The 16,186-nt window shown below is 74.4% G+C and carries 13 protein-coding genes; all 13 read right to left on the minus strand.

The window, feature by feature from the left end; genetic code table 11:
• Positions 1-21 precede the first annotated feature (21 nt).
• The gene (locus LN652_RS12090) at positions 22-1,182 is read right to left on the minus strand and encodes an acyl-CoA dehydrogenase family protein (RefSeq protein ID WP_230440882.1); all 1,161 of its coding nucleotides are present in this window, start codon (positions 1,180-1,182) and stop codon (positions 22-24) included.
• Positions 1,179-3,164, minus strand: a complete 1,986-nt coding sequence (locus tag LN652_RS12095; protein ID WP_230440883.1) for an acetyl/propionyl/methylcrotonyl-CoA carboxylase subunit alpha — start codon at positions 3,162-3,164, stop codon at positions 1,179-1,181. The genes LN652_RS12090 and LN652_RS12095 overlap by 4 nt, the downstream gene beginning before the upstream one ends.
• Positions 3,161-4,804 (minus strand): acyl-CoA carboxylase subunit beta, encoded by a 1,644-nt coding sequence (locus LN652_RS12100; protein WP_230440884.1) that lies wholly within the window; start codon positions 4,802-4,804, stop codon positions 3,161-3,163. Before LN652_RS12100 ends, LN652_RS12095 begins: the two co-directional genes overlap by 4 nt.
• Positions 4,801-5,271 (minus strand): SRPBCC family protein, encoded by a 471-nt coding sequence (locus tag LN652_RS12105; RefSeq protein ID WP_230440885.1) that lies wholly within the window; start codon positions 5,269-5,271, stop codon positions 4,801-4,803. The genes LN652_RS12100 and LN652_RS12105 overlap by 4 nt, the downstream gene beginning before the upstream one ends.
• A 55-nt stretch (positions 5,272-5,326) precedes the next feature.
• Positions 5,327-6,460, minus strand: a complete 1,134-nt coding sequence (locus tag LN652_RS12110) for an acyl-CoA dehydrogenase family protein (RefSeq protein ID WP_230440886.1) — start codon at positions 6,458-6,460, stop codon at positions 5,327-5,329.
• A complete protein-coding gene (locus tag LN652_RS12115; RefSeq protein WP_230440887.1) occupies positions 6,457-8,220 on the minus strand; it encodes an acyclic terpene utilization AtuA family protein in 1,764 nt (587 codons plus the stop codon). Before LN652_RS12115 ends, LN652_RS12110 begins: the two co-directional genes overlap by 4 nt.
• Positions 8,217-9,005, minus strand: a complete 789-nt coding sequence (locus LN652_RS12120) for a TIGR03084 family metal-binding protein (protein ID WP_230440888.1) — start codon at positions 9,003-9,005, stop codon at positions 8,217-8,219. The genes LN652_RS12115 and LN652_RS12120 overlap by 4 nt, the downstream gene beginning before the upstream one ends.
• Positions 9,002-9,601, minus strand: a complete 600-nt coding sequence (locus tag LN652_RS12125; protein WP_329958427.1) for a TetR/AcrR family transcriptional regulator — start codon at positions 9,599-9,601, stop codon at positions 9,002-9,004. Before LN652_RS12125 ends, LN652_RS12120 begins: the two co-directional genes overlap by 4 nt.
• 148 nt (positions 9,602-9,749) lie before the next feature.
• Positions 9,750-12,383: an ABC transporter permease gene (locus tag LN652_RS12130; protein ID WP_230440889.1), complete on the minus strand. Its 2,634-nt coding sequence runs from the start codon at positions 12,381-12,383 to the stop codon at positions 9,750-9,752.
• On the minus strand, positions 12,380-13,099 hold the full coding sequence (locus LN652_RS12135) for an ABC transporter ATP-binding protein (RefSeq protein ID WP_329958428.1): 720 nt from the start codon (positions 13,097-13,099) through the stop codon (positions 12,380-12,382). Before LN652_RS12135 ends, LN652_RS12130 begins: the two co-directional genes overlap by 4 nt.
• Positions 13,096-13,716: a PadR family transcriptional regulator gene (locus LN652_RS12140; protein WP_230440890.1), complete on the minus strand. Its 621-nt coding sequence runs from the start codon at positions 13,714-13,716 to the stop codon at positions 13,096-13,098. The genes LN652_RS12135 and LN652_RS12140 overlap by 4 nt, the downstream gene beginning before the upstream one ends.
• 120 nt (positions 13,717-13,836) lie before the next feature.
• Complete coding sequence (locus LN652_RS12145; RefSeq protein ID WP_230440891.1) at positions 13,837-15,405, minus strand: hypothetical protein; 1,569 nt, start codon at positions 15,403-15,405, stop codon at positions 13,837-13,839.
• Entirely contained in the window at positions 15,389-16,084 is a 696-nt protein-coding gene (locus LN652_RS12150; protein WP_230440892.1) for an ABC transporter ATP-binding protein, read from the minus strand. The genes LN652_RS12145 and LN652_RS12150 overlap by 17 nt, the downstream gene beginning before the upstream one ends.
• Positions 16,085-16,186 lie beyond the last annotated feature (102 nt).

The raw sequence follows: 16,186 nt of genomic DNA on the forward strand, positions 1-16,186 counted from the left end.
AACCCCCGAATCTTGGGGGGGTCAGTACGACTTCGGCAGCCCCAGGCTGTGCATCGCGACGAAGTTCAGGATCATCTCCCGGCTCACGGGCGCGATCCGGCCGGCCCGCGCGGCGACCAGCAGCCCCGCCATGCCGTACTCCTGCGTGATGCCGTTGCCGCCGTGGGTCTGCACGGCCGCGTCAACCGCGTGGACGGCGGCCTCGGCGGCGGCGTACTTCGCCATGTTGGCCGCCTCGCCCGCCGCCAGGTCGTCGCCGGCGTCGACGAGCGCGGACGCCTTCTGGGTCATCAGCCGGGCCAGCTCGTTCTCGATGTGGGCCGTCGCGAGGGGGTGGGCGACCGCCTGGTGGGCGCCGATGGGCTCCTTGAAGACGGTGCGCTCCCTCGCGTACGCCGAGGCCTTCTCGAGGGCGTGGCGGGCCAGCCCGGTCGAGAACGACGCGGCCATGATCCGCTCCGGGTTCAGCCCCGCGAAGAGCTGCACCAGCCCGCCGTCCTCGTCGCCGACCAGGGCGTCCGCCGGCAGCCGCACGTCGTCGATGAACACCTGGAACTGCTGCTCCGGGCTGACGATCTCCATCGGGATCGCGGTGAACTCGAAGCCCTCCGCGTCGGTGGGGACGACGAACAGGCAGGGCTTGAGCTTGCCGGTGCGGGCGTCCTCGGTGCGGGCGACGACGAGCACGTTCTCGGCCTCGTCGACGCCGGAGATGTAGACCTTGCGCCCGTTGAGCACCCACCCGTCGCCGTCACGGCGCGCGGTGGTGGTGATGTTGTGGGAGTTGGTGCCGGCGTCGGGCTCGGTGATCGCGAACGCCATCGTTCCGGTGCCGTCGCAGATGCCGGGCAGCCAGCGCTGCTTCTGCTCCTCCGAGCCGTAGCGCGCGATCACGGTGCCGCAGATGGCAGGGCTGACGACCATCATCAGCAGCGGGCTGCCCTGCGCGGCGAGCTCCTCGCAGACCGCGGCCACGTCGCCGATGCCGCCCCCGCCGCCGCCGTACTCCTCGGGGATGTTGATGCCGAGGTAGCCGGCCTTGGCGATCTCCATCCAGAGCTCGGTGGTCTTCTCGCCGCTGCGGGCGCGCTCGACGAACCACTGGCGGCCGTAGCCCTTGGCCAGCCGGGCGACCTGGCGCCGCAGCTCCTGGCGCTCCTCGGACTCGGTGAACGTGCTCATGCCTGCTCCTCCACTACTGCCAGGACCTCCCCGGACGCGACCTGCGCGCCGGGCTCGACGTCGATCTGGGTGACCGTGCCTGCGTGGGGCGCGGTCACGCTGTGCTGCATCTTCATGGCCTCGAGGACGAGGACGACGTCACCTGCCGCCACCGTCGCCCCCTGCTCGACCTTCACCGACACCACCGTCCCGGGCATCGGCGCGAGCAGCGAGCCGCTCGCCACCGCGTCGGCCGGGTCGGTGAAGCGCGGGACCTCGCGCAGGGTCTGGCGGACCATCGAGTCGTCGTCGAGGTGCACCTCGCCCGTCGCCGCATCGATGTGCACGTCGATCGACTGTCGGAACCGGCCCCGCTCCACCACGACGCGGTCCGGGGTCGCCTCGACCACCCGGAGGTCCTCGTCGGTCGCGCTGCGGAAGCCGTCGCGACCGGCGTACCACTCGGCCACCACGGGCTCGTCCCGACCGCTGATCAGGAACGCGGTGCGGTGCGGCTGGGAGACGACGTTGCGCCACCCGATCGGCACGCGCTGCTGGACCACGCGGCGCCCGGCGTCGCGCACGGCGAGCGCGACCGCGGCCACGAACGGCGCGAGCTCGGGGTCGCCCGCCGGACCCGGGTCCGAGAACTCGCGCGTCAACCGCTGCTCGAGCGTCGACGTCGTCATCGTCCCTGCCACGGTGTCGCGGTCGGCCAGCACGGCGATCAGCAGGTCACGGTTGGTCGTGATCCCGTGGAGCCGCGCACGCCTGATCGCGCCGCGGAGCGACCGCATGGCCGAGCTCCGGTCGGGACCCCAGCTGATGACCTTCGCGAGCATGGCGTCGTAGTGCGTGCCGACGACGTCGCCCGACCCGTAGCCGGCGTCGACGCGGATGCCGTGGCGCGCCAGCAGGTCGAAGGTGGCATCGGTGGGGATGTCGAAGCGGGACAGGCGACCCGCGGTCGGCTGCCAGCCGGACGCCGGGTCCTCGGCGTAGAGGCGGACCTCGACCGCGTGCCCGCTCGGGACCGGTACGCCGCCGGGCAGCAGGTCGTCGAGCAGCCGCCCCTCCGCGATGCCGATCTGGAGCGCGACCAGGTCGACCCCCGTGACGCACTCGGTCACCGGGTGCTCCACCTGCAGCCGGGTGTTCATCTCGAGGAACCAGAACCGCTCGCTCGACGCGTCGTAGAGGAACTCGACGGTGCCGGCGCCGACGTAGCCGACCGCGCGACCCGCCTCGACCGCGGCGTGGTGCATCGCCGCGCGGACCTCGTCGGACAACCCCGGGGCCGGCGCCTCCTCCATCACCTTCTGGTGGCGCCGCTGGAGCGAGCAGTCACGGTCGCCGAGCGCGACACCGGTGCCGTGGGCGTCGAAGAGGACCTGCACCTCCACGTGCCGCCCGGCCTCGACGTAGGGCTCGACGAAGACGGTGCCGTCGCCGAACGCGCTGCGCGCCTCGGCCTCGGCGGCCGACACCTCGCCGGCGAGGTCCTCGAGACGGCGTACGACCCGCATCCCGCGGCCGCCACCGCCGGCGCTGGCCTTCACCAGCAGCGGCAGGTCGGCGTCGGTGGGATCGGCGGGCGCCTCGAGGGTCGGCACGCCGGCGGCGCGCATCAGCTCCTTGGCGCGCACCTTCGAGCCCATCGCCTCGATGGCGTCCGGCGGCGGGCCGATCCAGGTGAGCCCGGCCGCCTCGACGGCGCGGGCGAAGTCGGCGCTCTCGGACAGGAACCCGTAGCCTGGGTGCACCGCGTGGCCGCCGCTGGCGCGCACGAGGCGCACGATGTCGTCGCCTCGCAGGTAGGTCTCGGTGGGGGTGCTGCCCGGCAGCCGCGCCGCGTAGTCGGCGTCGTCGACGAACGGCAGGTCTGCGTCGGGGTCGGAGAAGACCGCCATCGTCTCGATGCCGAGTCGACGACAGGTCGCGAAGACGCGGCTCGCGATCTCCCCGCGGTTGGCCACGGCGACCAGGTGGATGGGCGTGGTCACGGTCGGAACACCCCGAATCCGTCGGCGCCCTGGACCGGCGCGTTCTCGATGACGCTGAGGCAGATCGCGAGCACCGTGCGGGTGTCGCGGGGGTCGATGACGCCGTCGTCGTAGAGCATCCCCGACAGCGCGTAGGGCAGCGACTGCTCCTCGACCATCTGCTCGACCATCGCTCGCATGCCGGCGTCGCCCTCCTCGTCGTAGGCCTGCCCCTTCGCCTCGGCGGCCGCGCGGGCGACGATCGACAGCACGCCCGCGAGCTGGGCCGGGCCCATCACCGCGGACTTCGCGGACGGCCAGGTGAAGAGGAAGCGCGGGTCGAAGGCGCGACCGTTCATGCCGTAGTTGCCGGCCCCGTAGGACGCGCCCATGATCACGCTCAGGTGGGGCACGGTGCTGTTGGAGACCGCGTTGATCATCATCGCGCCGTGCTTGATGATCCCGCCCTGCTCGTAGTCGCGGCCGACCATGTAGCCGGTGGTGTTGTGCAGGAACAGCAGGGGTGTGTGCGACTGGTTGGCGAGCTGGATGAACTGCGTCGCCTTCTGCGCCTCCTCGCTGAACAGCACGCCCTGGGCGTTGGCGAGGATGCCGATCGGGCGGCCGTGCAGCTGCGCCCAGCCGGTCACCAGCGACGAGCCGTAGAGCGGCTTGAACTCGTCGAAGGGCCGGCCGTTGCGCTCGCTGGTGCCGTCGACGACCCGGACGATCACCTCACGCGGGTCGAACGGCTCCTTGAGGTCGGTGGGGACCAGGTCGAGCAGGCCCTCGGGGTCCTCGTCGGGCTCGGCGAAGGGCAACTGGGACACCCTCGTCGACGCTAGACGCACGCCATGGCGTGCGTCAGGCGGAGATGTCTCCGCTCGAGCACGCCCCTGGGCGGAAGGCTTCTCGCGGTTCAGCCGGGCGACGATCCGCCGCCCGATCCGGATCGCGTCGTGCTCGTCCTCGGCGAGGTAGTCGGCGAGCCCGGAGACGCGTGCGTGCATCTCGGCGCCGCCGAGCGACTCGTCGTCGGACTCCTCGCCGGTGGCCATCTTCACCAGCGGCGGGCCGCCGAGGAACACCTTCGCGCCGCCGCGGACGAAGACGGTGTAGTCGCTCATGCCCGGGACGTACGCCCCGCCGGCGGTGCTGTTGCCGAAGACCAGCGCGATCGTCGGCTGCCGGCGCGCCGAGGCGCGGGTGAGGTCGCGGAACAGCTTGCCGCCGGGGATGAAGATCTCCTTCTGCGTGGGCAGGTCGGCGCCGCCCGACTCGACCAGCGAGATCGTCGGGAGGTGGTTCTCCTCGGCGACCTGGGAGGCACGGAAGATCTTCTTCACCGTCCACGGGTTCGACGCGCCGCCCTTGACCGTCGGGTCGTTGGCGCTGATCAGGCACTCGACGCCCTCGACGACGCCGATGCCGGTCACCACCGAGGCACCGACGGTGAAGTCGGACCCCCAGCCGGCGAGCGGGGAGAGCTCGAGGAACGCCGACCCCGGGTCGACGAGCAGCTCGATCCGCTCGCGGGCGGTGAGCTTGCCGCGCGCGTGGTGGCGCTCGACGTACTTCTCCCCGCCGCCGGCCACGGCGACCGCGTGCTGGGCGTCGAGGTCGGCGAGCTTCTCGAGCATCGCCGTCCTGTTGTCGTTCATGCCTCGACCACCGCCTTCATCCGCTCGAGGGTGGTCCGCATCCCGCGCCGGTTGGTGCGCCCGCGCAGCGCGCCGAGGAGCGTCCAGTAGACGCGGGTGAACAGCGACGGCTCCATCCGGAAGTACTCCGTGACGAGGGTGCCGCCGTCCTTCGGCTCGAGCCGGTAGCCCCAGTTGTTGACCGTGATCGCGTCGGTCCCGACGGAGAACTCGAAGACCTTCTCGGGCTCGCAGGCGGTGACGCGGCACGGCGACCAGTACGTCGGGCCGACGCCGTTGCGCTTGACGTGACCGGCGAAGTACGCGCCCACCTCGGGGCCGGTCGACCCGCGGGTCCACTTCGCCTCGAAGGTCTCGGGGCTGAACTCCCCGATGCGGGTCACGTCGCTGACGAGCGCCCACACCTCGGCCGGGGTGGCGTCCATCCACACGGACACCTCGTCACCCAGGGACGGCAGCTTGATCATCGGTTCTCCTGATCTCTCTCGGGGATCGAGGTGCCAGCGGAGCGAGCCTCGATGTTCATGTCGCATAGCCCATCAGGCGGGCGGTGAGGTCGCGCAGGACCTCGTCGGCGCCGCCCCCGATCGGCAGGAGCCGGGCGTCGCGGTAGTGCCGCTCCACCTCGCTCCCGTGCATGTATCCGGCGCCGCCGAAGACCTGGACGGCGCGGTCGCAGACGTACGCCGCGCAGTCGACGGCGGTCTGCTTGGCCAGGCACGCCTCGGCGACGACGAGCTCGCCGGCGACGTGGCGTCGCGCGACCTCGCGGGTGTAGGTCCGTGCCACCTCGACGTGGCGGCGCATCTCGACCAGCGTGTGCTGGACGCTCTGGTGGCCCACGAGCGGGCGGCCGAACGTCGCGCGGTCGCGGGCGTGGGCCGCGGCCAGGTCGAGCGCGCGGGCGGCGATGCCGTAGCCGTGGACCGCCAGCGCGATCCGCTCGACGACGAACTGCTCGGCGATCTGGGCGAACCCGCTGCCCTCCGCCCCGACGAGGTGGGTCGTCGGCACGCGCACGTCGACGAACGACAGCTCGGCGGTGTCGGAGCAGTGCCAGCCCATCTTGCGCAGCGACCGCGAGACGGTGAAGCCGGGCGTGCCCTTGTCGACGACGAGCAGCGAGAGGCCCGCGTGCCCGGGGCCGCCGGTCCGCACGGCGGTGGTGACGAAGTCGGCGCGGACGCCCGAGGTGATGAACGTCTTGGCGCCGTTGACGACGTAGTGGTCGCCGTCGCGCTCGGCGCGGGTCGTGATCCGTGCGACGTCGGACCCGCCACCGGGCTCGGTGATCGCCAGCGAGCCGATCGTCTCGCCGGCCAGCGTCGGGCGGACGAACCGGTCGACCAGGTGCGGGTCGCGGGTCGCCGAGACGTGGGGCAGCGCGATGCCCGCCGTGAACAGCGCCGCCATCAGCCCGCTCGACGCGCCCGCGGCGAACATCGCCTCCTGCATCGCCACCGAGTCGAGCAGGTCGCCGCCGCTGCCGCCGACCTCCTCGGGGAAGGCCACACCGAGCAGGCCGAGGTCGCCGGCCGTGCGGTGCAGCGCCCGCGGCACCTCGCCGGCGTCCTCCCACTCCTGCAGGTGCGGGACGACCTCGCGCTCGGTGAAGCGGGTCGCAGTGTCGCGCAGCGCCTCGCGCTCCGTGCTCACAGCAGGCTCTCCTCGATCGAGACCATCCGCGACCGCAGCCACTCGCCGAGTCCCTTGGCCTGCGGGTCGAAGCGGGTCGAGGCGGCGACGCCCTGGCCGAGCAGGCCGTGGACGACGAGGTTGACCGCGCCGAGGTGCGGCAGCAGCCAGACCTCGACGTCGAGGTCGGCCGCCTCCGGCAGCAGCGCGCCGATCCCGCGCGGCGACATCACCTTGGACAGCCACTGCACGCGGGCGTCGTAGGTCTCCCGGTCGACGCCGTCGTGGGCGACCCAGAGCCCGACGTTGGCATCGCCGCCCTTGTCGCCGGATCGGGCGTGGACGAAGGTGCCGAGCGGCAGCCGGCGGGTGAGCACGTCCGGGCGGGCCGGGTAGGGCGAGGGGCGGGCGCCGGGCGCCTCGGTGGCGGGCGTGAAGACGGTCGGGTCGGCGACCACCTCGCGCCGGCCGTCGGCGTGGACGACGGTGTGGGTGACCTCGGCGCGGTCGACGTACGCCGCGCGGTAGACGCCGTAGGGCGTGGCCGGGCCGGGCGGGGCGGTCATCGTGAAGCCGGGGTAGGACGCCAGCGCCAGCTCGACGGCGGCCGCGGTGAAGGCACGACCGACCGGGTCGGGCGAGGGGTCCTTGACCGTGCAGCGCAGCAGGGTGGAGGCGGCCTCCTCGGTGGCGGCGTCGACGGGCGGCGGCGTCACGTCCGACCAGGTGACCTCGGCCGCGGTCAGCCGCGGGGTCAGCTGGTCGCGGACCCACGCCGCCTTCGCCTCGACGTCGAGCCCGGTGAGGACCAGCTCGACGCTGTTGCGCCAGCCGCCGAGCTCGTTGACGCACACCTTGAGCCGCTCGGGCGGCGCCTCGCCGACGACGCCGGTGATCGCGACGCGGTCCTCGCCCTGCTGCTCCAGGCGCAGCGAGTCGAGGTGGACGGTCACGTCGGGCCCGAGGTAGCGCGTGGACTGGATCTCGTAGACGAGCTGGGCGGTGACGGTGTCGACGGTGACCGCGCCGCCGGTGCCGGCGTGCTTGGTGATCACGCTCGAGCCGTCGGCGGCCACCTCGGCCACCGGGAAGCCGAGCGGCAGGTCGCGGCGGGGCAGGTCGAGGAAGCCGCTGAAGTTGCCGCCGGTCGCCTGCGCCCCGCACTCGACGACGTGGCCGGCGACGACCGCCCCGGCCAGCGCGTCGTACGCCGTGTCGCTCCAGCCGTGGTGGGCGACCGCCGGCCCGACGACGAGCGAGGCGTCGGTGACGCGGCCGGTGACCACGACGTCGGCGCCGGCGCGCAGGGCCGCGGCGATGCCGAAGCCGCCGAGGTAGGCGTTGGCGGTGAGGGCGCCGTCGAACGACAGCGCGCGGACGTCGTCGCCCTCGACGTGGGCGACCTGCGGGTCGAGCCCGAGCCCGGCGGCGACCTCGCGGACCTTGTCGGCGAGCCCGGCGGGGTTGAGCCCGCCGGCGTTGGCGACGAGCCTCACGCCCCGCTCCAGCGCGAGCCCGAGGCAGTCCTCGAGCTGGCGGACGAAGGTGCGGGCGTAGCCGAGGGCGGGGTCCTTCATCTGGTCGCGCCCGAGGATGAGCATGGTGAGCTCGGCGAGGTAGTCGCCGGTGAGCACGTCGAGGCCGTGCCCGTCGGAGGAGGCGCCCTCGAGCATCTCGCGCATCGCGGAGAGGCGGTCGCCGTAGAAGCCGGAGCAGTTGCCGATCCGCACCACTCCGCTGGTCGAGGAGGTCCCCCCGCGACCGTCACGACACGCGGTCATCGCGGCGCTCGCCCCTCGCCGGGCTGGCCGGCGAACGCCTGGGCGATGCCGAGCCACCGGTCGACGTCGGCGCCGGTCGCGACGAGGTCGGTGTCGGCGCGGTGGACGCGCTGGGTGACGAGGCGGCAGAAGTCGCTGGCGCTGCCGGTGAGGGTCTGCGCGGCGTCCTCGGGTCCCCAGCCCCAGACGTCGCCGCTCGGGGCGACGAGGTCGATGCGGAACTCCTCGGCCGGGGCCTGGAGGCCGTGGACGGCGTAGGCGAAGTCGCGCGTGCGGACGCCGAGGTGCGCGACGTGGCGGATCCGGTCGGTGTCCTCGACCGCGACGCCGAGGCCCTCGTGCACGTCGAGGCTGTGCGCCCACGTCTCCATCAGCCGCGCGGTGGCCATGGACGTCGCGGACATCGGCGGGCCGAACCACGGCATCTTCTGCCCGCGCGGGTGGGCGGTGAGCGCCGCGTGCAGCGCGGCCCGGCTGCGGCGCCAGCGGCCGAGGAGGTCGCCGTCGCGGGCCACCTCGGACGCCTGCTGGTCGACGTAGCCCTCGGGGTCGGCGATCGCGCCGAGCACGACCGCGTCCCACGCCTGCTTGTCGGTGGCCGCCTTCAGCGCGACCTCGTCGGTCCAGGCGAGGTGGGCGACCTGCGTGGCGACGTCCCAGCCGGGGGCCGGGGTCGGGGTCCGCCAGCCGGCCTCGTCGAGCCCGGCGACGACCGCATCGAGGCGCTCGCCCTCCGCGGCGAGGTCGGCGAGCACCTGGGTGAGCACGTCGTGGGGTGAGGTCATCGGTCCATCTCCCTGTCCAGCACGTCGGCCCAGGCGTCGAGGATCCGGCGCCGGCGGGCGGTGTCGTCGGTGATCGTCTGCGCCAGGCCGAGCCCGCGCACGAGGTCGAGGGTCGACTGCACGAGCTCGCGCGTGCCCGGGCGGGACTCGTCGGCGCCCAGCGCGGCCACCGTGAGCCGGTGGGTCTCGCGGCCGACGCGCTGCTCGAGCGGAGCGACGGCGGCGAGGAGGGCCTCGTCGGTGCGGGCGGCGACCCAGAGCTCGAGCGCGGCGGCGAAGACCGGCGAGGAGAAGTGGTCGCCCAGCATCCGCAGCACCGCGCGGGTACGGCGCGGGCCGCGCGGCAGCGCCTGGACCGCCTCGGCGAGCTCGGCGCCGCGGAGCTCGGTGAGGTGCTCGACCGCGGCCACGACCAGGTCGTTCTTGGTCGGGAAGTGGTGCAGCTGCGCACCCCTGCTGACCCCGGCCCGCTCGGACACCAGCGTCGTCGACGTCCCGGCGAACCCGCGCTCCACCAGCAGCTCGACCGTCGCCTCCAGCAGCCGCGCCCGCATCGCGCGGGTGCGGTCGGCCTGCGGCGTCCGGGTGGTCGTCACGCGCCCAGCCTGCCGTCGTACAAACAAACAGTCAAGCCTGACTTTTAGTTCGCTGGCTGGGTATCTGAGGACGTTCTGGTGGGCGAAACCCCCGCTTCAACCACCAGAACGTCCGCAGATACCCAGCCGAACGGCCGGCCGTTGCGCTTCAGTCCAGGCGGGCCACCAGCGGCAGCCGCGAACGCGCGGTGAGGCCGACGACCGCCGCGGTCAGCAGCGGCAATGCGAGCACGATGACCGCGATAAGCAGCCACGGCACGTCGAGGAACGGCCCCTGCTCCGGCGCTCCGATGATGCTCACCGACGTCAGCGGCCGCGAGATCGCGATGCCCGGGATGAAGCCGATCGCCGCGCCGAGGAGCGCGCCGACCGTGCCCACCACGAGGGCGTACGCCGCCGCGACCCGTCGCCGGGTGCGGGGGGCCGCGCCGACGGCGGAGAGGGTCGCGAGGTCGGGGCGCGCGTCGGCCAGGGCGAGGAAGGTCGCGGTGAGCGTCCCCCCGAGCATCAGCACGCCCCCGAGCACGCCGAGCACCAGGAGGGTCACGACCGCCTCGGCCGGGCGCTGGTAGCCGCGCTCGACGTAGACGTACGACCCGGCGATGGAGCCCTCGACCGACTCCCGCAGGCGCGTCTCCGCCGCCTCGTCGAGGTCGCCGGTGAGGCGCAGCGACGTGGCGACGACCGGGATCGCGAGGTCGTCGGCCAGCCGCGTCGGCAGCACCACCTGGGCGGGCGCGCTGACGCCGTCGGTGTCCCACGGGACGACCTGCGCCGTCAGCCGGTCCTCGTCCGTGCGCTCCGGCTCGGTGCCGGTCTGGCGCCACGTCTCGCGGTGCAGCGTGACCTCGGTGAGGCTGGCCTCGGCGTCGGCGAAGACGACCGCGCGGCCCTCGCCGAGCGCGGAGTCCATGAGCGCCGCCGCGTCGCCGCTGACGCCCGCCTCCTGCGCGGAGTCGGCCACCGCGACGGTGGTGCAGCACCAGGACACCCCCGGGCCCTCGTTGTCGGCCCCTGTGTCGACGTAGGCCGAGGTGTAGGTCTCCCCCGTGACGGACTCGTCCATGCCGCGCATGGGCTGCGTCTCGACGCCGGGCGCGACGGTGCGCACGACGTCCTCGATCCGGTCCCAGGTGGCGCCGGCGTCCGGCGGCGCCTCCCCCGACACCACCTCCGGCGACCAGCTCAGCCGCCCGGTGCCGATCTCCGCCTGCGGCTGGTAGGTGCGCTCGTTCCCCAGCTGGTCGCTGGCGTTGGCGATCCCGAGCGCGACCACCCCGGCCACGGTGGCCGCCACGGCGGCGACGGCCGGGACCGTACGGGTGCGGTGCCGCGCCGCGTCGCGGGCGGCGTACCTCGCGGTCAGCGGCAGCCGCCCCGCGAGCCTGGCCACGAACGACACCACGACGGGCACCACGAGGATCATGCCGAGCACCGACACCACGGCGGAGGCGGCGATCCACACCCCTCCCCGCCCGTTGTCGGAGGTCGCGGCGCCGTAGGCGGACGCGGCGGTGCCGATCGCGACGAGCACCAGCCCGGCGATCGGGGTCGAGGCGCGCGGTCGGCGGTCGCCCCGGCGCCCGGCGAGCACGGCCACGACGTCCTGCCGGCTGGCCAGCCAGGCCGGGACCGCCGCGGCCAGGAGCGCGGAGACGATGCCGAAGGCCACGATCGCCGCGAGGTAGGGCCACGGCAGCTCGAAGGGGCCGAACCACTCGCCGTTGAACCGCTGCGCCAGCGGCAGCAGCAGCCACCCGACGACCACGCCGAGCACCAGTCCGAGCCCGGACGCGACCAGCCCGAGCACGACGCCGCCGGCGAGGATCACCCGCCGCGCCTGGCCGGGCGTACCCCCGCACGCGGCGATCAGCGCCAGCGTGCGGGCGTGTCGCCGGGCGCCGACCGCGAAGGCCGGGCCGGCCAGCAGCACCACCTCGATCAGCGCCATCACGACGATCAGCGCGATGACGGCGTAGACCTCGTCGGCGCCCGTGTCGTAGCCCATCTGCTCGGCCGTCGAGGCGAGGTCGGGCGGGTCGGCGAGCACTGCCCGCGAGGTGACCAGCACCCCGACCTGGTTGAGCTCGCGCACCTGCGACCAGGTCACGGGGCCGCTGTCGACGAGCCACTCGCGGACGTTGTCGCCGTCGACGGGCAGGTCGTCGACCGCGCCGAGGAGCACCGGGCGGTCGTACGCGGTCGCGTCGCGCCCGACGCCGACGACGGTCAGCGTGGTGTCGCCGATGACGAGGTCGTCGCCGAGCGCGAGGCCCTTCTCGAGCATCGGCGGGTTCGCCACGACCTCGCCGGGCGCCCGCGGGAGGCGACCCTCCTCGAGGTCGAAGAGGCCGGCGGCCACCGGGTCAGCCAGGTCGACCCCGGCGGTGGTGACGTCGACGACCCGCTCGCCGAGGCGGACCCGGGTCCAGCTCGTGGAGAACGGCACCAGCCGGGCGTCTGCCCCGAGCACGGCGCGGACGTCGGCCTCGGTCGGGGGGTTCTCCCAGTCCATCTCGCCGACCTGGCCCCACTCGCCCCCGCTGGGGTCGAGCCCCTGGACCACCGGGCCACGACCCTCCGTGCGCACCCGCGCGTCCGCGGCGCCCATCACCCGCTCGGTGGACTCCGCGCCGGTCACGTCGGCGGTCTTCAGCACCACCGCCGCGGCGGTGACCGCGAGCACCGGGAGGCTGATCATGACCAGCACGAGCGCGCTGCGCCCGCGGTGGCGCAGGGCGTCGCGCCAGGCGATCAGGAGGGCGGGACGCCAGCCGGTCATGCGCGTTCCCCGGCCAGCAGGTGCTCGGGCTCGTCGGCGCCGGTCTCGTCGACCACGACGCCGTCGCGCAGGAAGACCACCCGGTCGGCCCACGCGGCGTGCCGGGCCTCGTGGGTGACCATCACGCCGGCGGCGCCCGCGTCGCAGCGGGCGCGCAGCAGGCGCAGGATCTCCTCGCCGGTGTCGGTGTCGAGCGCGCCGGTCGGCTCGTCGGCGAGGATGAGGCGCCGCTCGCCGACGATGGCGCGGGCGATCGCGACGCGCTGCTGCTGCCCGCCCGACATCTCGTCGGGGAAGCGGTCGGCCAGGTCGGGGATGCCGACCTCCTCGAGCGCGGTGAGCGCCAGGCGCCGCGCGACCTTGCCCTTCTCGCCGTCGAGCTCGCGCGGCAGGGCGACGTTCTCCGCGGCGGTCAGGGCGGGGATCAGGTTGAAGTCCTGGAAGACGTAGCCCACGGACGTACGCCGCATGCGGGCGCGGCCGGCGTTGTCCAGCGAGGCGAGGTCGGTGCCCTCGATCCAGACCGAGCCGGACGTCGGGGCGTCGAGGCCGCCGGCGAGGGTGAGCAGGGTCGACTTGCCGGACCCCGACGGTCCCATCACGGCGACGAGCTCACCGGGGTGGGCGCGGAAGGTGACCCCGCGCAGGGCGTGCACCTCGGTGGCGCCCTCGCCGTGGACGCGGGTGACGGCGGCGAGGTGGAGGACGGCGTTCACCGGCGGGCCTCCTCGGCGCTCGCGGCGGGCGCCCCCTGGGACGGGGCGTGGGCGTCGCGGGCCGCGCGGCGCAGGCGCGCCTCGCAGTGGTCGAGCCAGCGGACCTCGGCCTCGGCGTCGAAGACCAGCGAGTCGAGGACCAGGCTCCACGCGAGGTCCTCCGGGGCGGCCGGGCTGGCCGCGCGCCCGGTCCGCTTCAGCCGCGTGTAGTCCTGGAGCGCGGCCATCGTGGCGCTGCGCTGGCGCTGGATGATCGCGCCGACGTCGACGCCCGGCAGCGTCACGGCGATGGCGAGCTTGATGGCGAGCTCGTCGCGCGGGGGCTGGGAGCGAGCCACCGGGGTGGCGAACCACTCCGACACCTCGCTCCGCCCCGCGTCGGTGGCGCGATAGCTGACCTGGCGGTCCGAGCCGTCCGCGGCGGTCGGTTCGTCGGCACCCCCGTGCCCGACGACCTCGACCAGTCCGTCGCGCTCGAGCCGGGTCAGGGTCGTGTAGACCTGCCCGATGTTGAGCGGCCAGGTCTCCCCCGTCCGCTGCTCGAACTCGGCCCGGAGCTGGTAGCCGTACATCGGCCCCTGCTCGAGGATCGCCAGCATCGCCTGCCGGATCGACATCCGCGCCTCCACGCTCCGTCCGCCGCCCCCTCGGCGACTGGATACCGGGTATGTATACCACGTATGCATGGCTTTCGGGATCCCCGGCCGACCGGGGATCGCTGAAGGTGCCGGGAGACGTCAGACGGCGGCGACGGTGAGCACGACCTGCGCCCGGACGTCGTCGGCGAGCCAGCGCCGACGCGCGCGCACCAGGCGGCGGGTCGACCACGCGAGGAACGGGACGGCCAGCGCGGGCGGCAGCCAGGCCCACGGCAGCGCGCCGGCCGCGGTGAAGAGCATCGCGGTGATCGTGGTGACCAGCGAGAGCCGACCGGCGTACCCGGCCATCGCCGCGTGCGGCGCGGGGGTGGCGCGCGGGGACGAGAGGTCGGCGGCGTAGGGCGAGCGCACCGACCAGCTCATCGAGATCGCCAGGACCTGCACCAGCACCACCGCCCAGCAGGCGGCGACGGAGAGCCCGGTGACCAGGGGAGGTACGCCGTTGCGCAGCAGCGCGAGCAGGAGGGTCACGCCCGACACGCCGGCGAGGCACTCGGCGACCACGCGGGCCCGCGTGCCGAAGACGAGCGCGGCCGGCACCGGCAGGGTCTCGCGCCAGACCATGCCCTTGCCGTCCAGGCACCACGCGTTGACGCCGAAGAGCAGCGCCGCGCCGCTGGCGGTCAGTCCCGGCAGCAGCATGACCGAGCTCCACTGCAGCCCGGCGACCAGCGCCACCAGCCCGGGGCCGATGCCGAGCACGAGCAGGCCGCGGCGCATCCCGACCGAGCGCCACACCGACCCGCGGTCGAGCCGACGCAGCAGCGCCGCCTCGGGGGTGCCCCAGCGCGGGCGCGGCGCCGGGCGCGCCTCGTGGACGCCCGACTGGACGCGCAGCTCCTCGCGCGGCGGGAGGCCGAGGGCCCAGGCGGCGGGGACGGCCCCCACCACGACGGCGACCGCGGCGACGAGCAGCAGGACGACGACCGCGAGCGGCCAGGCGGACGTCTGCATCACCTCGGTGAGCCGGGTCGTGGGGAGCGCACTCACGGCCGGCAGCAGCCATCCCGCGAGCTGGAGGCCGCCCACGAGGAGCGCGAGCAGCAGGCCGCCGACCCGGACCGTGAGGACCCCGCGGGGCGTGCGGCGTACGCCCTCGACGGCCCAGCCGACCGCCTGCCCCACCGCGGTCGCGGCGAGCACCCACGCCACCACCACGACCTGCGCGCCGAGCAGGTGCTCCTCGGGGGTGACCAGCGCCGTCACGGCGAGCAGGCCCCACATCTGGACCAGCCACGCGAGGTTGACGGGGGCGAGCACCAGCGCGCCGAGGTGCTCGGTGGTCGGACCGACCGGGTGGATCGCGGCCTCGCTGCGCGAGAGCAGCTCGCGCCCGCCGCCGCTGCCGACGGCGGCGGTCACCGCCAGGGCCATGAAGCCGACGAACGCCGGACCGAGGTTGCCGGTCAGCACCGACAGCAGGTCGTCGAAGGCGGTCGCGAGGTCGCCGTCCGCGCCCCGGACCTCGGCGGCGCGGGAGGCGTCCGCGATCGCGGCGGGGACCGTCGCGAAGACCACCGTGAGGGCGAGCACGACGAGCGCGCCGGACGTCGCGGCCACCCGGCGCCGCACGGTCCGGGCACGGAACGCGACGAGGTGCCGCGCGTCGGTCGCGGCGCCGAGCCAGCCGTCAGTCGAGGAGCGCACGGTAGGCCTCGCCGGTGAGGTCGCCGGCCTGCATCGCGGCGACCCGGTTGCCGCCGCGCAGGACGACGGCCTCGCCGCACGCCTCGAGCGCGAGCTCGCGCAGGTGGGTCGACAGCAGGACGCAGGCGCCGCGCGCGCAGGCGTCGGCGACGACCTCGAGGGTCGCGTCGACACCGATCGGGTCGACGCCGTCGAAGGGCTCGTCGAGCAGCAGCACGGAGGGCTCGTGGAGCGCGGCCAGCACGACGCTGAGCCGCCGGCTCATGCCGTGGCTGAACCCGCCGACCACGCGGTGGGCGACGTCGCCGAGCTCGAAGCGCTCCAGCAGGTCGCGCCCGCGTCCCTCCCAGTCGTCCATCCGCCGCAGCCGGGCGGAGAGCTGGAGGTGCTCCCACGGGGTCGCCCGCGGCACCAGGCCGCCCACGTCGGGGCAGTAGCCGACGGCCCGCTTCACGCCGAGCGGGTCGGTGGCGGCGTCGTGGCCCGCGACGGTGACCGAGCCGGCGGTCGGCGGCACGACGCCGGCGAGCACCTTCATCGTCGTCGACTTGCCCGCGCCGTTGCGCCCGAGCAGCGCGGTCGCCCGTCCGGCGGCGGCGCTCAGGTCGACCCCCGAGACGGCCTCGACGTCACCGAAGCGGACATGCAGGTCGCGCACGACGACGGCGGGAGTGCTCACCGGAGAAGTCTCCCCGAGCGAGCGCATCCTGACAGCCGAATCGAGCGGGCAGTTCCTCGCGCTGGAACCCGTCCACCGGGCAGTTCCTCGCGCTGGCGCGCA

Origin of the sequence: Nocardioides okcheonensis (assembly GCF_020991065.1) — a bacterium.
Taxonomy (GTDB): Bacteria; Actinomycetota; Actinomycetes; order Propionibacteriales; family Nocardioidaceae; genus Nocardioides; species Nocardioides okcheonensis.